Origin of the sequence: Olsenella profusa F0195, assembly GCF_000468755.1 — a bacterium.
Taxonomy (GTDB): Bacteria; Actinomycetota; Coriobacteriia; order Coriobacteriales; family Atopobiaceae; genus Olsenella_F; species Olsenella_F profusa.
The window spans coordinates 77,606-101,578 of sequence record NZ_AWEZ01000061.1 but is presented as its reverse complement, the minus strand read 5'-3'; the positions used below and the strand labels follow the sequence as shown (position 1 = coordinate 101,578).

Sequence of the window (23,973 nt, the reverse complement as noted above, 5' to 3'; positions counted from 1 at the left end):
GTGCGTGGTTTCGTAAGGTACGGCAGGGACAGGGAATTGCAAGCTCCTGTCCCCTCCTTGGAACGAGGGAGCTGAGCAATGGGCAGAACAGTACGCGTGGGCATCGATGTCGGTGGCACTCACACCAAGGCCGTCGCGCTGGACAACGAGACGCACCGGATCGTGGGGGAGTCCGTGGTCATGACCACCCACGATGACGAGATGGGCGTCGCCCGCGGCGTCATCGAGTGCTTCCAGCAGTGCCTCAGGGACAATGGCATCAGCCCCGATGACGTGGTCTTCATCGCGCACTCGACCACCCAGGCGACCAACGCCCTGCTCGAGGGCGATGTGGCCAAGGTCGGCGTGCTGGGCATGGGCGGGGGCGGCCTGGAAGGCTTCCTCTCCAAGCGCCAGAGCAACGTGGGCGACATCGACCTCGGCACGGGCCGCAGGATCGAGGTCTCGCACACCTACCTCAAGAACAAGAACGTGAATCGGGAGAGCGTCGCCCAGGCGATCGACACGCTCACCTCCGAGGACGCACAGGTCATCGTCGCCTCGAAGGCCTTTGGCGTCGACTCCCTCGAGGAGGAGAGCCTCGTCAAGGAGGTCGCCCAGGATAAGGGCCTGCTCGTCTCCGTCGCGTCCGAGATCTCCAAGCTCTATGGCCTCACCCGGCGCACGCGCACGGCGGCCATCAACGGCTCCATCCTGCCCAAGATGATGGACACCGCAAACTCCACCGAGAGCGCCGTCCACTCTACCGGCATCGACGTGCCGCTGATGATCATGCGCGGCGACGGCGGCGTCATGGAGATCGACGAGATGCGCAAGCGCCCCGTCCTCACGATGCTGTCCGGACCCGCCGCCTCGGTCATGGGCGCCCTCATGTACCTGCGTGCCTCCAACGGCATCTATTTCGAGGTGGGCGGCACCTCGACCAACATCGGCGTCATCAAGAATGGCCGCCCCGCCGTCGAGTACGCGGTCGTGGGCGGGCACAGCACCTACGTCAACTCCCTCGACGTCATCGTGCTGGGCGTTGCCGGCGGCTCGATGGTACGCGCGGTCGAGCACAGGCTCGTGGACGTGGGGCCCCGCTCGGCGCACATCGGTGGCCTGGGCTATGCCGTGTACACGCCCGAGGAGGACATCGTCGACCCCCAGGTGGAGTTCTTCTCCCCCAAGGAGGGAGACCCGGCGGACTACGTGCGCATTAGGCTTGCGGACGGCGACAGGATAACCATCACCAACTCCTGTGCCGCGAACGTCCTCGGGCTGGTGAGGCCGGAGGACTACTCGTTCGGCAGCGTCGCATCGGCGCGCAAGGCCATGCAGCCCCTGGCGGACTACTTCGGCGTGAGCGTCGAGGAGTGCGCCGAGCAGATTCTGAGGAAGGCCTTCGAGAAGATCGAACCGGTCGTCTCGGGGCTGGCGGCGAAGTACAAGCTCGAGCCCGACCAGATGACGCTCGTGGGCTGTGGCGGTGGTGCCTCGTCGCTTCTGCCCTACACCGCGCGCCAGATGGGCCTCAACTACTCCATTCCCAAGGATGCCGAGGTCATCTCCTCCATCGGTGTCGCCTTGGCCATGATCCGCGACGTGGTCGAGCGCGTCATCCCCAACCCGACGGTGCAGGACATCACCTCCATCAAGCGGGAGGCCAAGGAGCTCGCCATCAAGAACGGTGCCGTTCCCGACACTGTCGAGGTGCAGGTGGAGGTCGACTCCCAGACCTCCAAGGTCACGGCCATCGCCCTGGGGTCCAACGAGGTGCAGACCTCGACGGGCAGCCTCGAGTGCGACGAGGCCGAGGCCGTGGAACTGGCGGCCGAGTCCATGCGTGTCGATGAGTCGGAGGTGACGGCCGAGATCAGCTCGAGGAACTTCTACGTGCTGACCGCTCCCAACAGGGACAGGCGCGCCCTGCGCATCATCGACCACCGTGGCTTCATCAAGGTGCAGGTGGGCGATGCCGTGGTCGCGAAGTGCCTGGCCAGGGACTGGGAGGCGAACGTCGAGCGGCTCTGGCAGCAGATGCTGTACTACCAGGCGGAGATGGAGCACTGCCCCGACTTCTACCTGTGCATCGGGGCCAAGGTGCTCGACTTCTCCAACACGCTCTCTGTCGAGCAGCTGAAGACGCTGATGGCCTCCGAGTTCCTCGAGGCGGACGAGGACGAGGAGATCATCCTCGTGGCCTCGAGGGTGGAAATTGCCTAGCGAGGACATCGCCCAGGCGTGTCGGTTCCTGTCGGGGCTGCCGGAATCGGTGTGGTCCGAGTATATGCGAACCCGCGACCCGCTCTCCGGTAGGATCGACACAGTCTTCTATCGGGCCCTCTTTGATAGGTGCGGGGAGAGTGGGCGCACCGAGGCCCAGCGTGCGCGCGTGGAACGTCGCTTTGGGGACCTTGATGAGCTGGCCGCCCATCTGGGCGTGACGGTGCGGGCGGCTGCCTCGGGCGTACAGGGGCCGGTGAGGGTCTTTGCTCTGTACACGGAGCCCGACCGCATCGAGGTGGACGAGAAGAACGCTCATCTGGCCCAGTCCCTCGCCGAGCGAGCTGGTCTGGGCGAGCTCATGGGCACGGCGACGGTGCGCGACGTCCTCTTGGCCCACGAACTCTTCCACGTGGTGTGCCGCAACATCGAGGACCTGCCCTGCCAGGAGCGGGTGGTGCCCCTCGTCTCGCTCGGACCCCTCCGGCGCCTGAGTAGGCTCCCGACGCTCGAGGAGGTCACGGCCATGGCCTTCGCCCGCGAGCTCTGTGGGCTCGGCTGCCAGCCCTACGTGCTCGACTACGTGATGCTCCTGCCATCGCGGCCCCAGGTGGCACGGGCTTACTACGCACGCATCGGGGACATCGCGCAGGGGGTGGGCGTCTGGTAGGCGCTGCCAGGCTGGAGAGGTGGGGGCTCTCTCTGGCGAGTGCGCGATGGCGCGGACGCCCCGGACGCCATTCTCGTCGAGTGTGTGTGCTTGGGAGAGAGGCGGATCCCATATGCCCCGTGTGTGTGGCGCCACAGGCCATTCGACGGGCATAGCATCTTCCGTTCTCTTCTCGTTACGTGCTCACCGTACATGAGACCTGCCCCGACGTTGCCGCATCCGTCTCGGTGTCGTCGAGAGGGAGCGGGACCCCAACCCAAGTGCCCTATACTCAGACCGTTGGACATGCGGCGAGAGGGGCACCACCCATGGCACAGAGAATCCAGGGGACCGAGGATCTGTTCGGCGGCTACATGCGCGCCTGGCAGTGCATGCAGGACGTCGCGCGCGAGCTCTTTGGCGCGTACGGCTTCGACCTCATGGAGACCCCGGCCATCGAGCAGGTGGACACCTTCGTCCATGGCATCGGCGAGTCCACGGACGTCGTGCGCAAGGAGATGTTCCGCGTGTTCTCCGGCGCCCTCATGGAGCGGCTCCTGGACGCTGGCAGCGAGGGCGGCCTCAAGGCCAGGCAACGCATGGCCCTGCGCCCCGAGGGCACGGCGGGCATCGTGCGCGCCGCCGTGCAGAACAACCTCGTGCCGCAGGGCGGGGCACCGACCAAGCTCTGGTATGCCGAGGCCATGTTCCGTGGCGAGCGCCCGCAGAGGGGACGCCTCCGCCAGTTCCACCAGGTGGGTGTCGAGTGGCTTGGCGCTTCCGATGCCGTGGCCGACGCCGAATGCATCATCATGCTCATGGAGTACTTCACGCGTCTGGGCTTTGATGTCGCCCGCCTCAAGCTGCGCATCAACTCCATGGGCGATGCAGCCTGCCGCCCCGCCTACCGCGAGAAGGTCCGCGCCTTCATCCTGGACCACAAGGACGAGATGTGCGAGGACTGTCTCGAGCGTGCGGACGTCAACCCGCTGCGCGCCTTCGACTGCAAGGTGGACCATGACCGTGAGGTCATGGCTGCAGCGCCCCTCGTGACGGACAACCTCTGTGACGACTGTCGTGCCCACTACGGGCAGGTCAAGCGCTACCTCGAGGAGGCCGGAGTCGCCTATGAGGAGGACCCCACGCTCGTGCGGGGCCTTGACTACTACGTCCGCACGGTCTTCGAGGTGGATGCCCTGGGCACGGACGTCGGGGCCATCGGTGGCGGGGGCCGCTACGACGGCCTCGCGGAGCTCGAGGGCGGCAAGCCCACACCGGGCATCGGCTTTGCCGTGGGCTTCGAGCGCATCGCGCTGGCCCTCGCGGCACAGGGTGGCTCGCTCGAGACGGCCGCCCCGAGCTGCGTCTATGTGGCCTGTGCGGCGTCCGAACAGCGTCAGGCCGTGTTCCCTGCCACGCTGGCACTGCGCCAGGCAGGCATCCGCACCGAGGCAGACTACCAGGGTCGCTCGCTCAAGAGCCAGTTCAAGCAGGCCGACAGGCTCGGCGCGCGCATCTGTGCGGTCCTGGGTGCCGACGAGGTGGCGGCCGGTACGGTGACCCTGCGCGACATGCGGACCCACGAGCAGGTTCAGGTACCGCGGGCGGAGCTCGTCACCCAGGTGCGAGAGCGCCTGGGGGCATAGTCGCCTCCCCATTGGCGCTCTCGTGAGCGCGAGGGTGCGTTAGGGCCCCAAGTGCGTGCTCACTGGGCGCCTTAGCGTGGGTTCGCGTGCGCCTGGACGGCTTGCGGGCGGTTCGGGGACGTCCAATACGCATAAAACCGCAGGATTTCCAGGACCATCACTTCGCTTGGCACGGTGACAGCCGGATTCCATCACGCACTTGGGGCCCAAACGTGCCCGCCTGAGCCGAGCGGCGCCGCTCGTGGGCCTTGTCTGGCGTGCTTCGCTGCGCCTTCCCGAGGCGACCGGCGGGTTTTCCTTCCAACATGACAACTGCGTTTCGTTTCGTCATGGAGCCCGCCCGCGAGTATGGCCGCGCCCTACGGCGCTGCTATCATGAGTGATCGCGTGTGGCTGCGCCGTTTACGCAGACACGCCGGTCTGCTGGTAGGCGCCCGTACGGCACGGGGCGCAAGAGACGAAAGGCAGCTATGGATTTCCATACCATGCATACCCACACCTGCGGCGAGCTGCGCGTCGAGAACATCGGCGAGGAGGTCACGCTCACCGGCTGGGTCTGGCACCGCCGTGACCATGGCGGCCTCATCTTCATCGATCTGCGTGATCGCAGCGGCATGACGCAGGTCTCCTTCGACCCCGAGCACTCCGGTGGCACCGCGTTCCACGCGGCCGAGGGCGTGCGCTTAGAGTGGCCCCTCAAGGTCCATGGCACGGTGCGCCGCCGTCCCGAGGGCATGGAGAACGCCAAGCGCTCCACCGGCGAGATCGAGGTCCTGATCGACGCGCTCACGGTGCTCAACACCTCCGAGACGCCGGCCTTTCAGATCGAGGACAACCTCGATACCGCCGAGGACGTGCGCCTGCGCTACCGCTATCTCGACCTGCGCCGCCCCCAGATGATGGAGCACATGCGGCTGCGCTCCGATCTCACCTTCGCCATACGCGAGGCGTTCCACAAGCGTTCCTTCATGGAGGTCGAGACGCCCGCGCTCTTCAAGTCCACGCCCGAGGGCGCCCGTGACTTCCTGGTGCCCAGCCGCACCCAGCCCGGCCACTTCTATGCGCTCCCACAGTCCCCGCAGCTGCTCAAGGAGCTGCTCATGGTGGGCGGCATCGAGCGCTACTACCAGGTGGCCAAGTGCTTCCGCGACGAGGACCTGCGCGCCGACCGCCAGCCCGAGTTCACGCAGGTGGACGTCGAGATGAGCTTCGTCGAGCAGGCGGACGTCATAGCCGAGCTCGAGGAGGCGCTCCATGACGCCTTCGCCGAGGTGGGCGTGGACATGCCCCTGCCGCTCCGGCAGATCCCGTACTGGGAGGCCATGGACACCTACGGCACCGACAAGCCCGACACGCGCTTCGGCATGCACCTCGTGGACGTCACCGACCTCTTCAGGGAATCCAGGTTCAAGGTGTTCTCCTCCGCGGCCAACGCCGAGGGCTCCGTCGTCAAGTGCATCAATGCCAAGGGTGCGGGTGTGTGGGCACGCTCGCGCATCGACAAGCTCGAGCCGGTTGCGCGCGAGCTGGGCGCCAAGGGCCTCGCCTGGATCGCCTTCCGCGAGGACGGCTCCATGAACTCGCCCATCACCAAGTTCTTCTCCGAGGGGGAGCTTGAGGGTCTCAAGCAGGCTGCCGATGTGCAGCCGGGCGACCTCGTGATGTTTGCCGCCGCCCCGCGTCTCGAGGCCGACGAGATCCTAGGTGGCATGCGCAACCACATGGCCGATGCGCTGGAGCTCCCGCGCGAGGGTCACGACTTCCTGTGGGTCGTGGACTTCCCCCTCGTCCACTGGGACGAGGACCGCAAGGCCTATGCGGCCGAGCATCAGCCCTTCACCCAGCCGGTCGAGGAGGACATCGCGCGGCTGGAATCCGACCCGCTCTCCGTGGGCTCGCACACCTACGACCTCGTCATGGACGGCTTCGAGGCCGGCGGTGGCGGCATGCGCATCCACGATGCCGAGCTGCAGATGCGCATCCTCAAGCTCCTGGGATTCACCGAGGAGCGCGCCAAGGAGCAGTTCGGCTTCCTGATGGAGGCGCTCAAGTTTGGTGCGCCCCCGATGGGCGGCTTCGCCCTGGGCCTCGACCGCGTGTGCATGCTGCTCACGGGCTCGGACTCCATTCGCGAGGTCATGGCATTCCCCAAGACGAGCTCCGGTTCCGACCTCATGAGCGATGCGCCGAGCGAGGTCTCGGGCAGGCAGCTCAAGGAGGTCTCGCTGAGGCTGCTGTAGGTGGAAGGAGCGTCGGTTTCGTGAGTGATGGGCGCACCCGGGTGGTGCGCCTCCTTTTATCGCGTGCAGGTGCTTTTCTCCCGAAGAGGGGCGACAAAACCCCAGGTCGCACGGAGTCAGAGGAGGAGAATCGCACCCACACACCCCTCATATGGGGTGGATCACCACGCGAGCCGCGATGCAAGCCGTGGCACATTTGGGGTATACGACCCTCAGTGACAAGCGACCACATTGGGAAAGCGAGGCTGACATGGCCACCAAGGACCTGCAACTCTATGTCAAGAACAACTGTCCCTTCTGCGCGAAGGTGGAGGGCTTCATGAGCAAGAATGGCATCGACCTCCCCCTGCATAACATCGACGAGAGCGAGGATGACCGCTCCTTCCTCGTGGAGAGGGGCGGCAAGCGTCAGGTACCGTGCCTGTTCGTGGACGGCACGGCGCTCTATGAGTCCGATGACATCGTCGACTTCCTCGCGAAGGAGTTCCATGCCACCGAGCAGGCTGACGGGTCCGCATCCACCGGAGGTGCCTGCCGCCTCGATGGCACGGGCTGCAGCTTCTAGGTCGTACGACGGACAACCGGCACGGCACGCGAGGGGCCCCACGCTGGTGGGGCCCCTCGCGTGCGGTGGCGCGACCGCGCTGCCCTATCCCTTGACACGCAGGACCACGTACTGGGCGATGAGCAGGACGAACAGGGTTGCCATGGAGAGCAGGTACGTCCACACGGCCCCGGCGAACCCGATGGTGTTCACAAGCACGAGGGCCAAGACGGTGGCTATGCCAAACGTGAGCAGGTAGATGCGCGTCGCCACCTCCTGGCGGCGGAGCACCGTGATGATCTGGTACAGGAAGTCCACGACGGCGGTCATCCCTCCGGCAACCACCATCATCAGCAGGTCCGTCTTGTAGGAGGCAAAGTCGGTGCCATAGAGCACGCTGAGGATGGGCACCCCAAAGAGCGAGTTGAAGGCGAACACGATGGCGCAGATGCCCACACCCACGCCGACTATGGCGATGACCACCAGGTCGAAGCGCCTGCGATGGTTGGGGTCGGCCCAGATGTTGGCCAGTCTCACCAGCTGGGGCTTGTACACCAGCCCCAGCGCCATGGCGATGGCCTGGGCAGGAAAGTAGATGGCGTTGAAGAACAGCTGGTCGTCGTAGGGGAGCGTGCCCTCCATGGCAAACTTGGGGACCGTCTCGATGAGCGAGAAGAGGAACGTCGCCAGGAAGGTGGGGAAGCATTCCGCAAAGATCTCCCTGATCTCCAGAAACTCCCAGCTGCGCGAGCGGGGCGTCTCGAAGTAGGTGAGCGGGATGCTCACCATCAGGAGCGACGCCAGCGCCACCACGGCCATGACGATGCTTGCGATGGCCACGTCACGCGTGATGACCAGCGCAAGCGTGAAGCTTGCGACGCCCAGGGTGCAGCGCAGGCCCTGCGAGATGCCCGCGAGCCAGAGCTTGTCCATCTGCTGCAGGCGCCCCTCGTAGACGTCGGCAAAGGCGTCGAACGTGCGGAAGGCGAACGTGCCGGTGCAGATGCTCAGCATCTCACCCGAATAGCCACGCACCCGGCAGAAGAGGTACCCAACACCCATCATGAGCAGGCAGGAGAGCAGGCGCTGCAGCTGATAGGCGCCAAAGGAGTCCATCTCGTCCACGTCGGAGACCTGATAGGTGCGCACGCCGTACATGCCCACGAACTGTATGAGGTTGGCGTAGACGAAGGCCATGGAGAACATGCCGGCCTGCTCGGTGCCCACGAGCTGCGAGGCAATCATCGTGAGTAGGGGGAAGAGCGCGCCCCAGAGTCCCAGTCCGATGCTGTTGAAGAGATAGTCGCGCTTCGTGCGGTGGGCGGCGTAGCGGGCCGTCTGGTCGGCCAGGGTGCCGGAGAACACGGCGGAGATGAGGCGATCCCACCACTGCTCGACGAGGCTGACCACAAACGGCGCTTCCTGCCGCTCGCGAACGTGCGAGCCGGGCGTCCTGGCTGCGTTGCGCCCCTCTCGTCTCCCCCTGGATCTGAACATGTCCGTGCTGCCCCTTCGACTTGAGCCATATCGTCCCTGTGCCGTACGGCAGAGTATCTTACCGCCGCTTCTCCGTCTGCACCGTGCGCACACGTGAAGATATGGTTTCGCGCCCGTGGCAACGACGTGTGCCGTGCCACGTGCCCCTAAGCTAGGCACTGCGTGGCAACGCCAAGACCATGTGACCGTCCATGGTTCCCGTGCGAAGGCAGGGGAGTGAAGGGGGACCCAGTGTCAGAAGTGCAGAAGCAGGTAGATGAGATGGAAGCGCTTGCCAAGGGAAATGAGCGGGACAGGCGGGAGCTCGAGCAGGCTCAGGCGCGGGCTACGCTCTCCCTGGCCAACATCCCCAGCGAGCTGCTCGAGAACATGGCGCTCTTCCTGCGTCTCGTGCGTACCGTGCTCTCGGAGTATGACGACGGGGTGCGCAAGACCTTCGATCGGCTTCTGGCCGACTCCATCGCCTCGGCATCAAAGGTCGACCAGAGCAAGGACGAGGTCGCCTTCCACGACGCCATCGACGTCATCAAGGCCATGGACCTCGATGCGGCGACCATGCTCACGCGCGCGTTTGCCGCGTACTTCCATCTGGCCAACATCTGCGAGGAGAGCTACCGCGTCCATGCCCTGCGCAACCGCGAGCGCGACGTGCCCATCACGGAGGCGTCCGACCCCATCAACGACATCACGGTGGCCTATCGCCAGCTGGTGGACGAATGCGGGCGGGGCAAGGCCATCGCGCTCCTGAACCGCCTGGAGTTCCACCCCGTCTTCACCGCGCATCCCACCGAGGCGCGCCGCAAGGCCGTCGAGGGCAAGATACGCCGCATCGCGGGCCTGCTCGAGGAGCGGGGCAGCCTGGGTGGCGTGGCCCTGCTCGAGAACGAGCGCCGGATGCTACAGGAGATCGACGCCCTGCTGCGCACGTCCCCCATCGCCATCCAGAAGCCGACCCCCGTGGAGGAGGCCGACACCGTCATCGACATCTTCGATAACACCCTGTTCGACATGGTGCCGGACGTCTATCGCCGCTTCGACGACTGGGAGCTGGGCGACAAGGCGGGCACCGTGGCCCCCATCTGCCCGGCGTTCTTCCGCCCCGGCAGCTGGATCGGCACCGATCGCGACGGCAACCCCAACGTGACGGCCAAGGTCTCGCGCCGTGTGGCCGAGAAGTACCGTGTCCACGTGCTGGAGAAGCTCGCGGAGGCGACGCAGGCCACCGGTCGCAACCTCACGCTGGACACCGCGTCCACCAAGGGCTCGGACGAGCTGCTCAACCTGTGGAGCCACCAGGTGGAGATGAGCGAGGCCCTCACCCAGCGCGCCCAGGCCATCTCCGCCTCCGAGCTGCACCGTGCCACCATGATCGTCATCGTCGCCCGCCTGCGCGCCACCATCGACCGCACGGCCGACCTCATGTACGAGGACGCCGAGGCCTACATCGACGACCTCATGGTGGTCCAACGCTCGCTCGTGCGCGCCGGTGCCGTGCGCACGGCCTACGGCCCGCTCCAGAAGCTCATCTGGCAGGCGCAGACCTTCGGCTTCCACCTGGTGGAGATGGAGTTCCGCCAGCACTCCGTCGTGCACAGCCGCGCGCTGGCCGACATCCGCGAGCATGGCCGCTGGGGCGAGCGCGGCGAGCTCGCGCCCATGACGCGCGAGGTGCTCGACACCTTCCGTGCCATCGGCTCCATCCAGCGGCGCAACGGCGTCAACGCCGCGCGTCGCTATATCATCTCGTTCACGCAGAGCGCCCAGAACGTGGCGGACGTCTACGAGCTCGCGCGCCTGGCGTTCGCGCACGAGAGGGACGTGCCCACCCTCGACGTCATCCCGCTCTTCGAGCAGATAGAGGATCTCGAGGGTGCCGTCGACACGCTCGACCAGATCATCCAGCTCGACCCGGTGCAGCGTCGCCTGCAGGAGACGGGCCGCAGGCTCGAGGTCATGCTGGGCTACTCCGACTCCTCCAAGGACGAGGGCCCCACGGCCGCCACGCTCGTGCTGCACACCACGCAGGCGCGCATCGCCCAGTGGGCTGAGGACAACAACATCGACCTCGTGCTCATGCACGGCCGTGGCGGCGCCGTGGGCCGAGGTGGCGGGCCGGCCAACCGTGCGGTCCTCTCGCAGCCCAAGGGCTCGGTCAACTGCCACTTCAAGCTCACGGAGCAGGGCGAGGTCATCTTCGCACGCTATGGCAATCCCGTGCTGGCCTCGCGCCACGTGGAGTCCGTCGCCGGGGCCACGCTGCTCCAGAGCGCCCCCTCCATCGAGTATGTGAACACCGAGTCCACGGCCAAGTACGCCGACCTCGCGTCCGCCTTGGACAGGGCCTCGCGCGAGCGCTACCTCGACCTGCTCAACACGGAGGGCTTCGTGGAGTGGTTCTCCACGGTCACGCCACTCTCCGAGATCGGCCTCATGCCCATCGGCAGCCGTCCCGCCAAGCGGGGCCTGGGCGCCACGTCCCTGGACGACCTGCGCACCATCCCGTGGATCTTCTCGTGGTCGCAGGCGCGCATCAACCTTGCCGCCTGGTACGGCCTGGGCTTTGCCTGCGAGGAGTTCGGCGACCTCGACCGCCTCAAGGAGGCCTATGCCGAGTGGCCGCTCTTCACCACGTTCATTGACAACATCGAGATGTCACTGTCCAAGACCGATCGCAACCTGGGCAGGATGTACCTCGACCTGGGCGATCGCGAGGATCTCGCGCAGAAGGTCCTGGGCGAGATGGACCTCACGCGCAGATGGGTGCTCGCCATCACGGGCAACGAGTGGCCGCTGCAGCACCGTCGCATCCTGGGGCCCGTCATCCGCCTGCGCCTGCCGTTCGTGAACGTGCTCTCGCTCACGCAGGTGCTGGCGCTCTCGGTGCTGCGCGAGCGGGGTGACAAGCTGACGCCCGAGGAGCGCGAGCGCTTCATCTACCTCATCCTCTGCACCGTCTCCGGCGTCTCCGCCGGCCTGCAGAACACGGGGTGACGTGCGGCCGACCGCGGGTACCTGCAGCTATGGGGCAGAAGACGAACCTGTGGGTGAGTCCCACTGCGCTGGGACGAGGCGCTTGGGGCCTATTTCGGGCTTGGCTGGTCCCGCTTTGATCGTGCTGGGTTCTCCTCCGGTCGTGCTGGGTTTTTCGGCCGATTCTGTCTCGCGTGCGGACTCCAGTCAGCACGCGAGACATTTTTGGCGAGAAAACCTCGCACGACCGTTGGGGAAGTCGGGCGGCTGCCTCTTGCAGATCTCGCTCGGCCGTGACACGACTGTGGCGACCGTGTAGGCTGACGCTTGCGCCATCTGGGGTACCATGGCCGATGGGCGAGCGACTGCAGCCAGCGGCTGCGCAAGTGGAAGACGTGAGGTATGCAATGAGCTATGACGGCATGAGGACGCCGGGACGCAACGAGGAGTGCTGGTGCGGCAGCGGCAGGAAGTACAAGAGGTGCCACAGCGCCTTTGACGATCGGCTCGAGCAGCTCTGGCGGCAGGGCGAGGAGGTCCTGCCCCGCAGGCTCTATAAGAACGCGGACGACATCGAGGGCATCAAGGTGTCCGCCGCGGTCAACACGGGCATCCTGGACTACGTGGGGGAGCATATCGAGGCTGGCGTCTCCACCATGGACATCAACGGCTGGGTGAACGACTACCTTGCCGCGCACGATGCCGTCTCGGCCGACCTCAACTTCGAGGGCTACCCCTACAGCGTGTGCACCTCCATCAACGACGTCGTCTGTCACGGCTTTCCCGACGAGGGGGACGTCCTCAGCGACGGCGACATCATCAACGTGGATATGTCCACCATCAAGGGCGGCTACTTCTCCGATTCCAGTCGCATGTACTGCATCGGCAGCGTCGATCCCAAGTGGAGGCGCCTGGTGGACGTGTGTCACGCGTCGGTGCAGGCGGGTCTCGCCGCCATCAGGCCCTGGGGCCACCTGGGTGACGTGGGCGCCGCCGTCAACAAGGTGGCGACGGATGCGGGCTTCTCCGTGGTGGAGGAGTACGGGGGCCACGGCATTGGCAAGGAGTTCCACGAGGAGCCCTTCGTGGGCTTCACCACCAAGGCGGGCACGGGCCCCATCCTGGTACCGGGACTGTGCTTCACCATCGAGCCCATGGTCAACATGGGTACGCATAGCATCAAGACGGATAGGTCCAACGGATGGGTCGTGCGCACCAGGGATGGCAAGCCCTCTGCGCAATGGGAGGTGCAGCTTGTGGTCACCGACGATGGCTACGAGCTGCTCAGCTGGTAGACGGCCATTACCGATTCCGTCTACCGATTCCGTCGTGTGGCCCAAGCGGACAGGTTCGGCCCGAGGGACCGACGCCCCACCTCACATCCGCCGCGATGCGGAACCGTCTGACGCTCGACCGCAGCTGGCAACGCGCCTCGATACCCGATACGTGAGGGGTGGGTAGGGCAAAGTGCCGGGATGGTTCGGGCTTTTTTGGTGTCAGGGGAGGTAGAGCTCGTCAGAGGTGGTCCAGGGTCACCCTCGCCGGCTGTCGGGGGACCTGTCTACCATCGTGCGCCGCCGGAGGCGGCCTTCGTGCGCGATGTGGCGTGCGGGGCGGACGTGCCGGGGAGCAGGGGAGAAGGGAAGCATCCAGATGGAGAACCCTAGGATGGGCTCTACTTCATCATCGACCCTGACGGTCGGAGGATCGAGATCCTTCCCGGCTAGACCTCGGACCCGAGGGCGCGCGGGCACGAGGGGCCAGGGTCACCGGCCCGACCACGGGCCTTGGACCCTCCTGGGTCGCAGGCCCGGGGCGTAGCGTCGTGCTATCTGTCTCGGCACTCCCCCACGATGGCCGCGGCCTCCCGTGAGAGCCTCTCGACCTCGTCGAATCTGCCCGCGGCGATCAGGTCCGCCCTGACCATCCACGTCCCGCCGCACGCGATGACCGACGGGCAGCTCAGGTACTCCGACAGGTTGCGTGCGTCGACCCCTCCGGTGGGCATGAAGCGATGTCCGACGAAGGGCGCCGCGAGCGTCTCGATGGTGGCCAGGCCGCCGTAGTGCTTGGCGGGGAAGAACTTGGTGACGTCGATCCCAAGCTCCCTCACGGCCATCACCTCCGTGGGCGTGACGGCTGCGGGGAGCACGGGGACCTCGTGGGCAAGACACCACAGCGTGACGTCCCTGCTGAACCCCGGGCTGACGATGAAGCCCGCCCCCGCCGCGACAGCGGCCGTCGCCTGTTCGACGGTCAGGACGGTGCCGGCCCCGACGAGGATGTCGGGGCGTCCCTCATGCATGAGGCGAATCGACTCCGCCGCCGCAGGGGTGCGGAACGTGATCTCGGCGGACGGCAACCCGCCGCTCACGAGCGCGTCGGCCAGGGGCGCCGCGTCCTTGGCATCCTCCAGCACGACGACAGGAACGACGCCCATCTGCCCCAGTCCCTCGTAGAACCCGTCCATGTACCTTCCCATCGTGCACATCACCTCTCCCTAGACCCGCGCCCCACGGGCGTTGCGTGCCCTCGGTCGCTTAACGGCAGACCCTTACCCCCGACCCCCTCCCCATCGACGCCTCGATCTCCTCGATGCTGGAAAGGTTCGAGTCGCCACGGATGGTGAGCTTGAGCACGCTCGCGGCGATGGCGTAGTCGGCGGCCACCTGCGGCCCCCTCCCGGCCAGCAGCGCGTGCATGAGACCGGCGGCGAACGCGTCGCCTGCCGCGACGCCCTCTAGGACGTGCACGTGATGCACGCTCGAGAGGCACGCTTCACCGTCCTCGTAGACCATCCCCATCCAGTCGGAGTCCTCGACGGAGCGGATGTCCCTGATCACGGACGCGACGAGCCTGCACCCGAACCTCCGGCACACGTCCTCGGCGATCCTCACGTACTCGCCCGACTCCTCGATGCCCGTCGCGAGGGAGCCGGACCCATGGGAGATGCCGAGGCAGGACGGCGCGTCCTCGTCGTTGGCGATGCAGACGTCCACGAGCGGGAGCAGCCCCGCCATGATGCGTTGGGCCGCCTCGGGGTCCCACATCCGCTTCCGGTAGTTGAGGTCGCAGACGGTCGTGACCCCCCTTTCGCGACAGGCGGCCAGGGCCTGCCCGCACGCGAGGGCCAGCTCCGGGGAGATGGCCGGGGTGACCCCGGAGAAGTAGAACGTCCCCACCCCCTCAAGGATTGCGCTCCAGTCGAAGACGTCATGCGCAGCGAGGCCCATTGCCGAGTACTTCCGGTCGTACACGCACCCGTTCGGACGCCCGGACGCCCCCACCTCGAAGAAGTAGGTGCCGAGCCGGTCGCCGTCGCGCACGACGCGGGAGACGTCGACCCCGTAGGCCGACAGCGAGCGCAGCGCGGCGTCGCCGATGCGGTTCCTCGGGACGACGGACACATAGGAACTCCCATCGCCCTGGTACGCGAGGGAGAACGCCACATTGGCCTCCGCGCCACCGAAGTGCGCGTCGAAGCTCGTCGCCTGCTCGATCCGGAGGTTGTTCGGCGGCGACAGTCGCAGCATCAGTTCCCCGAAACACAGAACGTCTCCCGATAGGTTCATGCCAAGGACCTCTCTCCTCGATGTGTAAGGGGCGCTCACGGGGCCAGGCTACAGCGTCACCCCATCCTTCCAGATGGCGATCTCGCTGAATCCGTTCGTCTCGGAGGCCGTCATCGCCCCGGAGGCGACCTTGAGGACGAGCCCCCAGAGCCCGGCCGCGACCTCGTCCAGGGACGCGCCCCCGCTGACCACGACGCCGGCATCATAGTCGATCCAGCTGGGCTTCCTCGCGGCGAGGGCGGAGTTCGTCGAGACCTTGAGCGTCGGAACCACGGAACCGAAGGGTGTCCCGCGCCCCGTCGAGAAGAGTAGGAGGTGGGCACCGGCCGCCGCGAGCGCGGTCGTGGACACCAGGTCGTTGCCGGGGGTCGTAACGAGGTTGAGGCCACGCCTGGTCACGGACTCACCGTATCCGATGACGTCCTCGATCGGGGCCGTCCCGCCCTTCTGGACGCACCCGCAGGCCTTGTCCTCGAGGGTGGTGATGCCTCCCGTCCTGTTCCCGGGGCTGGGGTTGTCATAGACCGGCTCGTGATGGCTGATGAAGTACTGTTTGAAGCCGTTCAGCATCGCGCAGGCCTTGTCGAAGACCCCCCTGCTCGCGCAACGCCCCATGAGGAAGCTCTCGGCGCCGAACATCTCGGGCACCTCCCCGAGGACCGAGGTCCCCCCGCGTGCCACGAGCATGTCGGAGACGCGCCCGATGACGGGGTTGGCGCTGATGCCCGACAACCCGTCCGACCCGCCGCACTTCAGGCCGATGACCAGCTCGTCCACGGGTATCTCCACCCGCTCGAAGCCGCGGGCGCACCCGACGAGCCGGCGCAGGATGTCGCGGCCGGCCTCAAGCTCGTCCCCCACGTCCTGGCAGGTGAGGAACCTCACCCGCCCCTCGTCGTAGGGTCCCAGCTCCTCAAGGAACCGCTCGTGGGTGAGGTTCTCGCAGCCGAGGGACACGACCAGCACGCCACCTGCGTTCGGGTGGCGGACCAACGCCGCCAGGAGCCTGCTCGTCTGGTCCAGGTCCGCCCCCGCCTGGCTGCAGCCGAAGGGGTGCTCGAGGCTGCGGATGGTGCCGACCGACCCGCCGACGAGGTCCTGGTTCTCCTCGGCGAGCCGCCTGGCCACGCCGTTCACGCACCCGACCGTCGGTACGACCCAGATGTCGTTGCGGACCGCCACGTGGCCGTCCGCCCTGCGGAACCCGCGGAAGCCCTCCGGGGCCACGGGCTCGAGGTCGCACGGCTCCGGCCTGTACGCGTAGGCCACCTCACCCGAGAGGTTGGTCGCCATGTTGTGGGTGTGCACCCATGCCCCGGGCGGGATGTCCCGGGTCGCGTGGCCGATCGCGACGCCGTACTTCACGATGTCCTCGCCGGCGGCGATGGCCCGTGTCGCGACCTTGTGACCCCTCTGTATGGTCTCGAGGGCGACGAGACCTGTGGGGTGCTCGCCGTCGCGATCGACCTCGAGCGCCCCACCGGCGGGCACCTCCTCGAGCGCCACGGCGACGTTGTCCTGCCTCTGGATCCTCAGGGCGCGGTACATGGGTTCTCCCCTCCCTTCGCTGTCCTGTGCCCTGCTAGCCTATCACGGACCGGAACGCCTCAAGGGCGCCGTCGGCACGGATGAGCGAGAGGTCTTGCGCCACCAGTCCCTCGAGGCCGGGGATGGCGGTGAGGTCCTCGCCCCACATGTCGCTGTCGGTGAGCGTGTGATGGACCAGCAGCGCGTCCCCGTCGCTGGCGTGGGCGGTGAAGAAGTCGAGGACCCGCTCCTCGTCATGCGCCACGTAGCCGTCGCCGTTCTCTCTCGTCAGGTGAAGGCCGTCCTCCTCTAGGCTGGGGTTGCCCGAGGTGTAGAAGGCGAGGAGCATCGCGAGGCTCATCGACAGGCGTCTCGGGAGTCTCCCCGAGGCCCTGTGGAAGTCGAGGAGGGTCGGCAGGTCGCGGGTGCGCCACTTGGACACGGAGTTCAGGCAGATGCTCAGGAGCTGGTGGTCAATGAAGGGGTTGTCGAAGCGTTCCTGCACGCGGGCGGCGAAGTCGCGGCACCCCTGCTCTTCCAGCTCGGGGACAAGCGTGGGGATGACCTCCTCGTCGAGCATCTCGTTCATGAAGGTGCGTATGACGTCGTCGTGCATGCAGTCGCGGACGATGTCGAAGCCCGCGAGGAACGCTCCCGGGACAAAGCCTGTGTGCGCGCCGTTCAGGATGCGGACCTTGCGCCTCTTGTAGGGGGTGACGTCCGGGGTGACGAAGACCGTGTCGAGGCCGGCGGCCTTGAAGGGCAGCCGGTCGGCGAGCCCGGGGGCGCCCTCGATGCCCCACATGTCGAAGACCTCGCGCACGTCCGCGAATGCGTCATGGAAGCCCGCGCGCTCGTCAAGCGCCCAGGCTTCAGCCCTGTCGCGGATGCCGCCCGGCACGATGGAGTCAACGAGGGTCGTGCAGAAGGTGCACTCCTCATCGAGCCAGGCCGTGAACGCAGGCTCCCAGCCCCACTGCTTGACGTGGGCGTCCACGCAGCGGCGCAGCTCGTCCCCATTGTGGTCGATGAGCTCGCACGACAGGATCATCACGCCCGGCAGGCCCGCGACGAACCGCTCGTGGAGCACCTGGGCTAGCTTCGCGGGGAAGCTCGCGGGCGGCCGGTCGTCAGGCCGGCAGGCGGGGTCGTAGGCGATCCCCGCCTCCGTGGTGTTGGAGATGACCAGCTCGAGGTCCCTGGAGCGTGCCACCCCCATCATGTCGTCGTAATCGGCCGCGCGGTTGGGATTGAGGACCCTGCTCACGCACGAGATGACCCGCATCGAGTCCACCTTGGACCCGCCGTCCCTGCCCCTCATGTAGAGCGAGTACAGGCCATCCTGGGCGTTGAGGGCGTCGGCCCTCTCGAACGAGGTGGCGTGCGGCTGGACGAGCACGACCTTCCCGTCGTAGCCGGCCCGCTCGTTGGCCAGGTCGATGAAGCGCTCCGCGAACGCGCGGAGGAAGTTGCCGTCCCCGAACTGGAGCACCCTCTCCGGGGCCTCCTTAAGCAGGAACCCGTCGTAGCCAATGTCCTTCAACGTCTTGTAGCTGAGCGTCTCCATGAGCACCTCCCGGCTCGGGCGGCCCTCGCCCGAGCACCGTGAGCGAGGGCCGCTTCCCTATGGCTTCCAGATGCCGGTCGGGCCCCGTCGTCGGGGCCGGGCCGACGCTACCTTTCGTCGGGCCCCTGCCCGATGGTCCCCCCTTCCCACCTGCCGTTGGAGAGGTCGTCCGCGATCGTCCGGTACCTGTCATCCGAGATCCCGTACAGGAAGAACAGGATCAGTGCCGCCATGACGAGCGCTATGGCCGGGTAGAGGGTCATGGCACCCTTGATGCCGAGGAGCGTCCCCTCGCCCTGCGCCTGGTTCGCGACGTAGCCGGTCGCGGCAAGAATCCCCGACGAGATGATCGCGGCGAGGGACTGTGCGAGTTTGCGCGAGAAGTTGAACGCCGCGTAGGTGATGCCCTCCTTGCGGGTGCCGCTGTGCCACTCGCCGTAGTCGATAACGTCGGAGACGAACGCCCACGTGATGCCGTTGGGGATGGAGAGGGCGACGTAGCCGACGGAGACGAGGACGATGAAGGTCGTGACATTGGTTGGGATGATGAAGTTGAGGCAGTTCGCGACGGCGCCGACGATGAAGCACACCACGCAGGTCCTCTTCTTGCCGAAGTGCTTGACGAAGATAGGGATCAGCAGGATTGCCACCACGGAGGAGCCCATCATCACGCCGTTCACGATGGGCTGCAGGTTGATGTCACCCAAATTGTACTGGCAAAAGTACACCATCATGGTGTTGTTGGTGTTCATCGCGGAGATGGTGAACAGGGTCAGCAGGATGATCGCGCCGAGGGGCTTGTTGGTGAACACGACCCTGAGATAGGTCCCGATGCCCTCCCTCTTGCCGCCCGTGGAGCGGTTGACCTTGATGTGCTCGCGGGTCCCCAGGAAGCACACGAGGAAGCCCAGTACGCCGCAGGCGCCCATGACGGCCGCCGCCATGGTGTAGCCATGGGCGTTCGCGACGCCCATGGACCCCGAGAAGAGCAGCACGAGCGGGATGAACGCGACGCCGGTGATGAGCTGTGCCGACAGCGACCCCGCCTGCCTGGTCGTCGCCAGCTGGGCGCGCTCGTTGACGTCACGCGACATCACCGAGGCCAGCGACCCGTAGGGGACGTTGGTGAAGCTGTACACGACACCCCAGGCCATGTAGGTGATGAAGGCGTAGGCGACCTTGCCCTCGGTCGAGAGGCCCGGCGACGTGAAGGTCACCACGGTGAGGACGGCCAGGATGCAGGCCGAGACCATCATGACGGGGCGGAACTTCCCCTGCCTCCCGTCGCCCCTCCTGCTGTCGATGAAGGCGCCGGCGAGCGGGTCCATGAACGCGTCGAAGACCTTCGTCACCGCGAAGATGACGCCCACCATGCCGGGTGCGATCATCGCGACATCGGTGAAGAACTTGGTGAGGTACGCCTGACCAAGGTCGAACATGAAGCCGTTGCCACAGTCACCGAACCCGTAGGAGACCTTCTCGCGCCAGCTGAGCCTCATGTTCCTGCCCTCATCCGGTTCCGAGGTTGCGACCCCGGCAGCCGAGTTGGCGCCTTTCCCCTCTTCGGCCATCTCTTCTCCTCCTGCCCTCTGTCCTGCCTCTCCCAAGCCTCCCCTAGACCTCCTCGAGTGGGAAGCCGAAGTAGCGGACCGCGTTGTTGTAGCTGATATCGCGGATCATCGTGCCCAGGGTCATGCGGTCATCCGGGTACATGCCGGTCTCGACCCACTCACCCATCAGTCCGCACAGGACGCGGCGGAAGTACTCGTGACGCGGGTATGACAGGAAGCTGCGGGAGTCGGTGAGCATCCCCACGAAGTTGCCCAGGACACCCTCGTTGGCGAGGGTGGACAGCTGCGCGCGCATGCCGTCGTTGGAGTCATTGAACCACCACGCGGAGCCATGCTGAATCTTCCCGACGGCCGGTCCCTCCTGGAAGCACCCTGCTATGCTGTCGATGATGATGTTGTCGTTGGGGTTGAGACTGTAGAGAATCGTCTTGGGGAGCCCCGACGACTCCTTCAGGTCATCGAGGAAGTCGGCGAGCTGGTCGGCGGGCGTGTGGTTGTTGATGCAGTCGTAGCCGGTGTCGGGGCCGAGCCGCTCGAACATGGCGGTGTTGTTGTCGCGCTTGCAGCCGTAGTGGAGCTGCATCGCCCAGCCGAGGCGGACGTACTCGCTTGCGACGAACCTCATGAAGGCCGTCTTGTACTTGAGGACGTCCTCCTCGGGCACCTCCGCGCCGCCGCGGCGTGCCTCGAAGATCCTCTCGACCTCCCCCTCGGTGGCGGGGACGTCCATGACGTAGTCGAGGGCGTGGTCGGAGGCCTTGCACCCCATCTCGGCGAAGAAGTCGAGGCGCCTCGAGAGGGCGCACTTGAAGTCGTCGAAGGAGTCGACCTGCACGCCGGAGACCTCGGACAGCCTCTCGACGTACTCGCCGAAGCCGGGCTTCTCGATGCCAAGGGCCTTGTCCGGACGCATGGCCGGGACGACCTTCACGTTGAACGAGGGGTCGGCGGCGATCCTCCTGTGCCACTCGAGGGTGTCGGCGGGGTCGTCGGTCGTGCAGATGAGGCGCACGTTGGACCGCTCGATGAGACCGCGGCAGCTCATGCCGTCCTCCGCGAGCCTGCTGTTCGCGAGGTCCCAGACCTCCTGCGCCGTCGAGCCGCTCAGCACGCCGTCGTAGCCGAAGAAGCGCTTGAGCTCGAGATGGCTCCACTGGTAAACGGGGTTGCCGATGCACCTCTCGAGGGTCTCGGCCCACCTCTGGAACTTCTCGCGAGGGTCGGCGTCACCCGTCACGTAGCGCTCCTCCACGCCGTTCGCGCGCATGAGGCGCCACTTGTAATGGTCCCCACCCAGCCAGACGTCGGTGATGGTCTCGTAGTGCCTGTCCTCGAGGATCTCCTGGGGGCTGATGTGGCAGTGGTAGTCGACGATGGGCAGCCCTTCCGCGTAGGTGTGGAAGAGCTCCTCGCCCGTCTTGGTGCTGATGAGGAAGTCCTTGTCGTCCATGAAGCGCTTCATCGTGATCGATCCCCTTCTCCCAAGCGTGCCTTCCTATGTGCGGTTCAGGGAGGCCCGGCCCCCCGCTCCGTTGTGCCTAGAGCCGTGCGAGCAGCTCGTCCGCCACCTTCCCGTAGCCCTCCTCATCAAGAAGGATGCGCCCCGGGTTCATCGCGAATACGTCGCCGAACTCGAACGGGTCGTCCTCGTATTTGGGGACGATGTGGACGTGGAGGTGGTGCATCGTGTCCCCATAGGCGCCAAAGTTGACCTTCGTGGGGGAAAACGCCTCGTGCACCGCGGTCGCGACATGGCGGACGTCCAACATGAACATGGCCGCATCATCCTCCGAGAGGTCCGAGATGTCATCGACGTGCCTCTTGGAGGCGACGATGCAGCGGCCTCGGTGGCTCTGCTCCCTAAAGAGGATGAGGTTGCTCGCGGGCAGCTCGCGAAGGGGGATGCCGAACGCGTCCACCAGCGAGTTGTCAGTCCCGATCATGCAGTACGAACAGTTCGTGTCCATCGCGCGTCTCCTTCGGATGGGACGGGTCTCGGATGAGGCTCGTGTGCGTCACATCTGCCGACCGCCCTGCTGCCCGGTTCGTCATTCGGTTCCCTTTTTGAAACCGTTTGCGTCATACTGCTATCTGCCGCGTGAAAATAGAAGATGATTCTGTGAGATACTGTGACATATTTTATTATATTATCAGGTAAACTCTTGATAAGAGAATCATGAAATGCAGATTCCGGTTCATCTCTCTTTTGGCGAATGGTAGTTGAAATCGATTTCAACGGTATTCTACCATAAAACAAAAAGGCATCCATTTAATCGCATTTTCCTGGCAGTATCGCTTACCATCTCGTGCCCACCATTCAAATGCGCCATCTGCAGGTTATGATAATATGAAACCGAGTCCATTGATTGGGGGGGACGCCGGTGTCGACACACAGGACGACCATCACGGACATCGCGACCGCGGCGGGGATGTCAAAGACCACCGTGTCGCGTTACATCAACGGCAAGGGCGACATGCTCAGCGAGGACGCACGGCGGCGCATAGAGAAGGCCATCCAGATCGCCCACTATCGCCCCAGCGCCATCGCGCGCAGCCTGAAGACCCAGCAGTCATTCCTGGTGGGGGTCGTGGTCGCCAACATCACCACGCCGTTCGCCACCTCCCTCCTGAACGGCATCAGCACCCGCCTGCAGGAGTCTGGCTACATCCCCATCTTCACCGACGCGTGTGACTCGCCGGACTGGGAGGACGACCTGGTGGAGTCCCTCATCGCGCACCAGATCGATGGCCTCATCGTCAACACGACCACGTCGAACAACCCCGGCCTCATATCCCTCTCCACCTCAGGGACCCCGGTCGTGCTGGTGGACCGTTTCGTGGACGACCATGCGTTCGACATCGCGCTCTCCTCGTACCGCGAGCCGACGCTCGAGCTCATGGGACACCTTCACGACGAGGGGTTCGCCTTCCCCGTGCTGCTGACCGAGTCGTTCGAGAACAACTCGGCGCGCAGCATAAGGCGCGACGCCTTCCTTGAGGGCTCTCGCACCTACTTCGGCAGGAAGAGGGCGGAGGATGACGTCTACGTCATCGACCCGTGGGAGGCGGGGGGCATGAGGGACACGGTCGCCGCGATCCTAGGTCGAGTCGGCGACGGAGGGGTGCCGGCGTTCTTCGCGACCAATACCGTCGTGCTCATCGCGGCATACAACGCCCTCCATGGGCTTGGCGTCTCGATCCCGGGCCAGGCGGGCCTATGTGGGCCGGATGACTGGGGCTGGGCGCACCGCATGGGCTGGGATTGGACGTCCGACCTGGGTGGGGGCGTCACGACCTTCGCGACCGACCCGTACGCGATGGGCTTTGCCGCCGCCGACCTCATGGTGAGGAGGATCGCGGAGCCCGCGCGCAGGAAGGAGACTCGCACCATCCCCACGCACCTGGTGGTTCGCGCGTCGACGATGTTGAAGGACCGAGGCGAGCGCGCGTCCCTTGCCGAGGGGGGCTGAGGCCGCAGGGCAAGGGGCCGGGGTCTGCGGATCGAGACCTACGGACCGAGGTGGGGAACCTCGCCTGGGACCAAGGCGAGGTGTCGTCGCCTGGGGTCGGGGCGAGGGTGGCCCTCAGCGCTCACGCAGTCTGTGATGGCAAGACGGGGACAAAATCGGCTCTTCAATGCTTCTAGTGGGTAGCATGCGGATAGCGCGCCGATTCCGCGCTGAGCACCTCGTCTCCGAACGGTAGGATTTCCCCAGCAGACGACCACGGACGGGGAGGCCGCCGATGGATGTGCAGGCAGAGCTGGACCCCGAGCTCCCTGAGCTTGTCCCCGTAGGCCCGTGCCGTGTGGCGGACGCCCCGGTCCGAGCATGCCCGGATGTCCTCAGGGGGGCTGGCCCCTCGGGCCGGCCGTAGGTGTCGGGCGCGAGCTTCCCCTCCATGGGGGTCGAGCGTTCGCGGGCGAGGGGAGCGTCGGCCTCGCGGCCGATGATGCCGGAAGGGTAGGTGAGGCCCCGTCCCCGCA

General features: G+C 66.0%; 16 protein-coding genes. 8 read left to right on the top strand and 8 right to left on the bottom strand.

Annotated elements, in window-relative coordinates:
- Positions 1–78 precede the first annotated feature (78 nt).
- From HMPREF1316_RS09185 to HMPREF1316_RS09165, 5 genes are all read left to right on the top strand, one after another.
- A complete protein-coding gene (locus HMPREF1316_RS09185; protein ID WP_021726686.1) occupies positions 79–2,205 on the top strand; it encodes a hydantoinase/oxoprolinase family protein in 2,127 nt (708 codons plus the stop codon).
- Positions 2,198–2,875 carry a hypothetical protein gene (locus tag HMPREF1316_RS09180; protein ID WP_040652028.1) on the top strand — a complete coding sequence of 226 codons (678 nt, stop codon included), beginning with the start codon at positions 2,198–2,200 and terminating at the stop codon, positions 2,873–2,875. Before HMPREF1316_RS09185 ends, HMPREF1316_RS09180 begins: the two co-directional genes overlap by 8 nt.
- Before the next feature lie 308 nt (positions 2,876–3,183).
- Complete coding sequence (hisS, locus tag HMPREF1316_RS09175) at positions 3,184–4,500, top strand: histidine--tRNA ligase (RefSeq protein ID WP_021726671.1); 1,317 nt, start codon at positions 3,184–3,186, stop codon at positions 4,498–4,500.
- A 485-nt stretch (positions 4,501–4,985) separates the two neighbouring features.
- Complete coding sequence (gene aspS, locus HMPREF1316_RS09170; RefSeq protein ID WP_232204509.1) at positions 4,986–6,740, top strand: aspartate--tRNA ligase; 1,755 nt, start codon at positions 4,986–4,988, stop codon at positions 6,738–6,740.
- A 250-nt stretch (positions 6,741–6,990) separates the two neighbouring features.
- Positions 6,991–7,305: a glutaredoxin family protein gene (locus tag HMPREF1316_RS09165; RefSeq protein ID WP_040652027.1), complete on the top strand. Its 315-nt coding sequence runs from the start codon at positions 6,991–6,993 to the stop codon at positions 7,303–7,305.
- Between the two features lie 84 nt (positions 7,306–7,389).
- Here the strand turns inward: HMPREF1316_RS09165 and HMPREF1316_RS09160 are convergent, their stop codons facing one another.
- The gene (locus tag HMPREF1316_RS09160) at positions 7,390–8,781 is read right to left on the bottom strand and encodes a lipopolysaccharide biosynthesis protein (protein WP_040652025.1); all 1,392 of its coding nucleotides are present in this window, start codon (positions 8,779–8,781) and stop codon (positions 7,390–7,392) included.
- Positions 8,782–9,042: 261 nt separating this feature from the next.
- Between HMPREF1316_RS09160 and HMPREF1316_RS09155 the strand changes: the two genes are divergently transcribed.
- Both HMPREF1316_RS09155 and map read left to right on the top strand, forming a co-directional pair.
- Positions 9,043–11,772, top strand: a complete 2,730-nt coding sequence (locus tag HMPREF1316_RS09155; protein ID WP_084620936.1) for a phosphoenolpyruvate carboxylase — start codon at positions 9,043–9,045, stop codon at positions 11,770–11,772.
- A gap of 374 nt (positions 11,773–12,146) precedes the next feature.
- Positions 12,147–13,046 (top strand): type I methionyl aminopeptidase, encoded by a 900-nt coding sequence (gene map / locus HMPREF1316_RS09150; RefSeq protein ID WP_232204507.1) that lies wholly within the window; start codon positions 12,147–12,149, stop codon positions 13,044–13,046.
- Positions 13,047–13,579: 533 nt separating this feature from the next.
- On the opposite strand, the gene eda is transcribed toward map, so the two are convergent.
- The 7 genes from eda to HMPREF1316_RS09115 form a co-directional block, all read right to left on the bottom strand.
- On the bottom strand, positions 13,580–14,233 hold the full coding sequence (eda, locus tag HMPREF1316_RS09145) for a bifunctional 4-hydroxy-2-oxoglutarate aldolase/2-dehydro-3-deoxy-phosphogluconate aldolase (protein ID WP_021726731.1): 654 nt from the start codon (positions 14,231–14,233) through the stop codon (positions 13,580–13,582).
- Between the two features lie 58 nt (positions 14,234–14,291).
- Entirely contained in the window at positions 14,292–15,323 is a 1,032-nt protein-coding gene (locus HMPREF1316_RS09140) for a sugar kinase (protein ID WP_021726760.1), read from the bottom strand.
- Between the two features lie 48 nt (positions 15,324–15,371).
- Positions 15,372–16,871, bottom strand: coding sequence for a UxaA family hydrolase (locus tag HMPREF1316_RS09135; protein WP_021726648.1), 1,500 nt, complete (start codon positions 16,869–16,871; stop codon positions 15,372–15,374).
- 34 nt (positions 16,872–16,905) lie between these two features.
- Positions 16,906–18,417, bottom strand: coding sequence for a tagaturonate reductase (locus HMPREF1316_RS09130; protein WP_021726700.1), 1,512 nt, complete (start codon positions 18,415–18,417; stop codon positions 16,906–16,908).
- 107 nt (positions 18,418–18,524) lie between these two features.
- Complete coding sequence (locus HMPREF1316_RS09125) at positions 18,525–19,988, bottom strand: glycoside-pentoside-hexuronide (GPH):cation symporter (RefSeq protein WP_021726751.1); 1,464 nt, start codon at positions 19,986–19,988, stop codon at positions 18,525–18,527.
- Between the two features lie 43 nt (positions 19,989–20,031).
- The gene (gene uxaC / locus HMPREF1316_RS09120; protein ID WP_021726732.1) at positions 20,032–21,450 is read right to left on the bottom strand and encodes a glucuronate isomerase; all 1,419 of its coding nucleotides are present in this window, start codon (positions 21,448–21,450) and stop codon (positions 20,032–20,034) included.
- A 76-nt stretch (positions 21,451–21,526) separates the two neighbouring features.
- Positions 21,527–21,955, bottom strand: coding sequence for an HIT family protein (locus tag HMPREF1316_RS09115; protein WP_021726637.1), 429 nt, complete (start codon positions 21,953–21,955; stop codon positions 21,527–21,529).
- Between the two features lie 414 nt (positions 21,956–22,369).
- Between HMPREF1316_RS09115 and HMPREF1316_RS09110 the strand changes: the two genes are divergently transcribed.
- Positions 22,370–23,458: a LacI family DNA-binding transcriptional regulator gene (locus HMPREF1316_RS09110; RefSeq protein ID WP_021726662.1), complete on the top strand. Its 1,089-nt coding sequence runs from the start codon at positions 22,370–22,372 to the stop codon at positions 23,456–23,458.
- Positions 23,459–23,973 lie beyond the last annotated feature (515 nt).

Coding starts and splice junctions, on each gene's coding strand:
- HMPREF1316_RS09125 (WP_021726751.1), bottom strand. CDS start 19,988: ATGGCCGAAGAGGGGAAAGGCGCCAACTCGGCTGCCGGGGTCGCAACC.
- HMPREF1316_RS09140 (WP_021726760.1), bottom strand. CDS start 15,323: ATGAACCTATCGGGAGACGTTCTGTGTTTCGGGGAACTGATGCTGCGA.
- HMPREF1316_RS09135 (WP_021726648.1), bottom strand. CDS start 16,871: ATGTACCGCGCCCTGAGGATCCAGAGGCAGGACAACGTCGCCGTGGCG.
- uxaC (WP_021726732.1), bottom strand. CDS start 21,450: ATGAAGCGCTTCATGGACGACAAGGACTTCCTCATCAGCACCAAGACG.
- HMPREF1316_RS09115 (WP_021726637.1), bottom strand. CDS start 21,955: ATGGACACGAACTGTTCGTACTGCATGATCGGGACTGACAACTCGCTG.
- HMPREF1316_RS09165 (WP_040652027.1), top strand. CDS start 6,991: ATGGCCACCAAGGACCTGCAACTCTATGTCAAGAACAACTGTCCCTTC.
- HMPREF1316_RS09160 (WP_040652025.1), bottom strand. CDS start 8,781: ATGTTCAGATCCAGGGGGAGACGAGAGGGGCGCAACGCAGCCAGGACG.
- HMPREF1316_RS09185 (WP_021726686.1), top strand. CDS start 79: ATGGGCAGAACAGTACGCGTGGGCATCGATGTCGGTGGCACTCACACC.
- hisS (WP_021726671.1), top strand. CDS start 3,184: ATGGCACAGAGAATCCAGGGGACCGAGGATCTGTTCGGCGGCTACATG.
- HMPREF1316_RS09155 (WP_084620936.1), top strand. CDS start 9,043: ATGGAAGCGCTTGCCAAGGGAAATGAGCGGGACAGGCGGGAGCTCGAG.
- HMPREF1316_RS09130 (WP_021726700.1), bottom strand. CDS start 18,417: ATGGAGACGCTCAGCTACAAGACGTTGAAGGACATTGGCTACGACGGG.
- aspS (WP_232204509.1), top strand. CDS start 4,986: ATGCATACCCACACCTGCGGCGAGCTGCGCGTCGAGAACATCGGCGAG.
- eda (WP_021726731.1), bottom strand. CDS start 14,233: ATGGGAAGGTACATGGACGGGTTCTACGAGGGACTGGGGCAGATGGGC.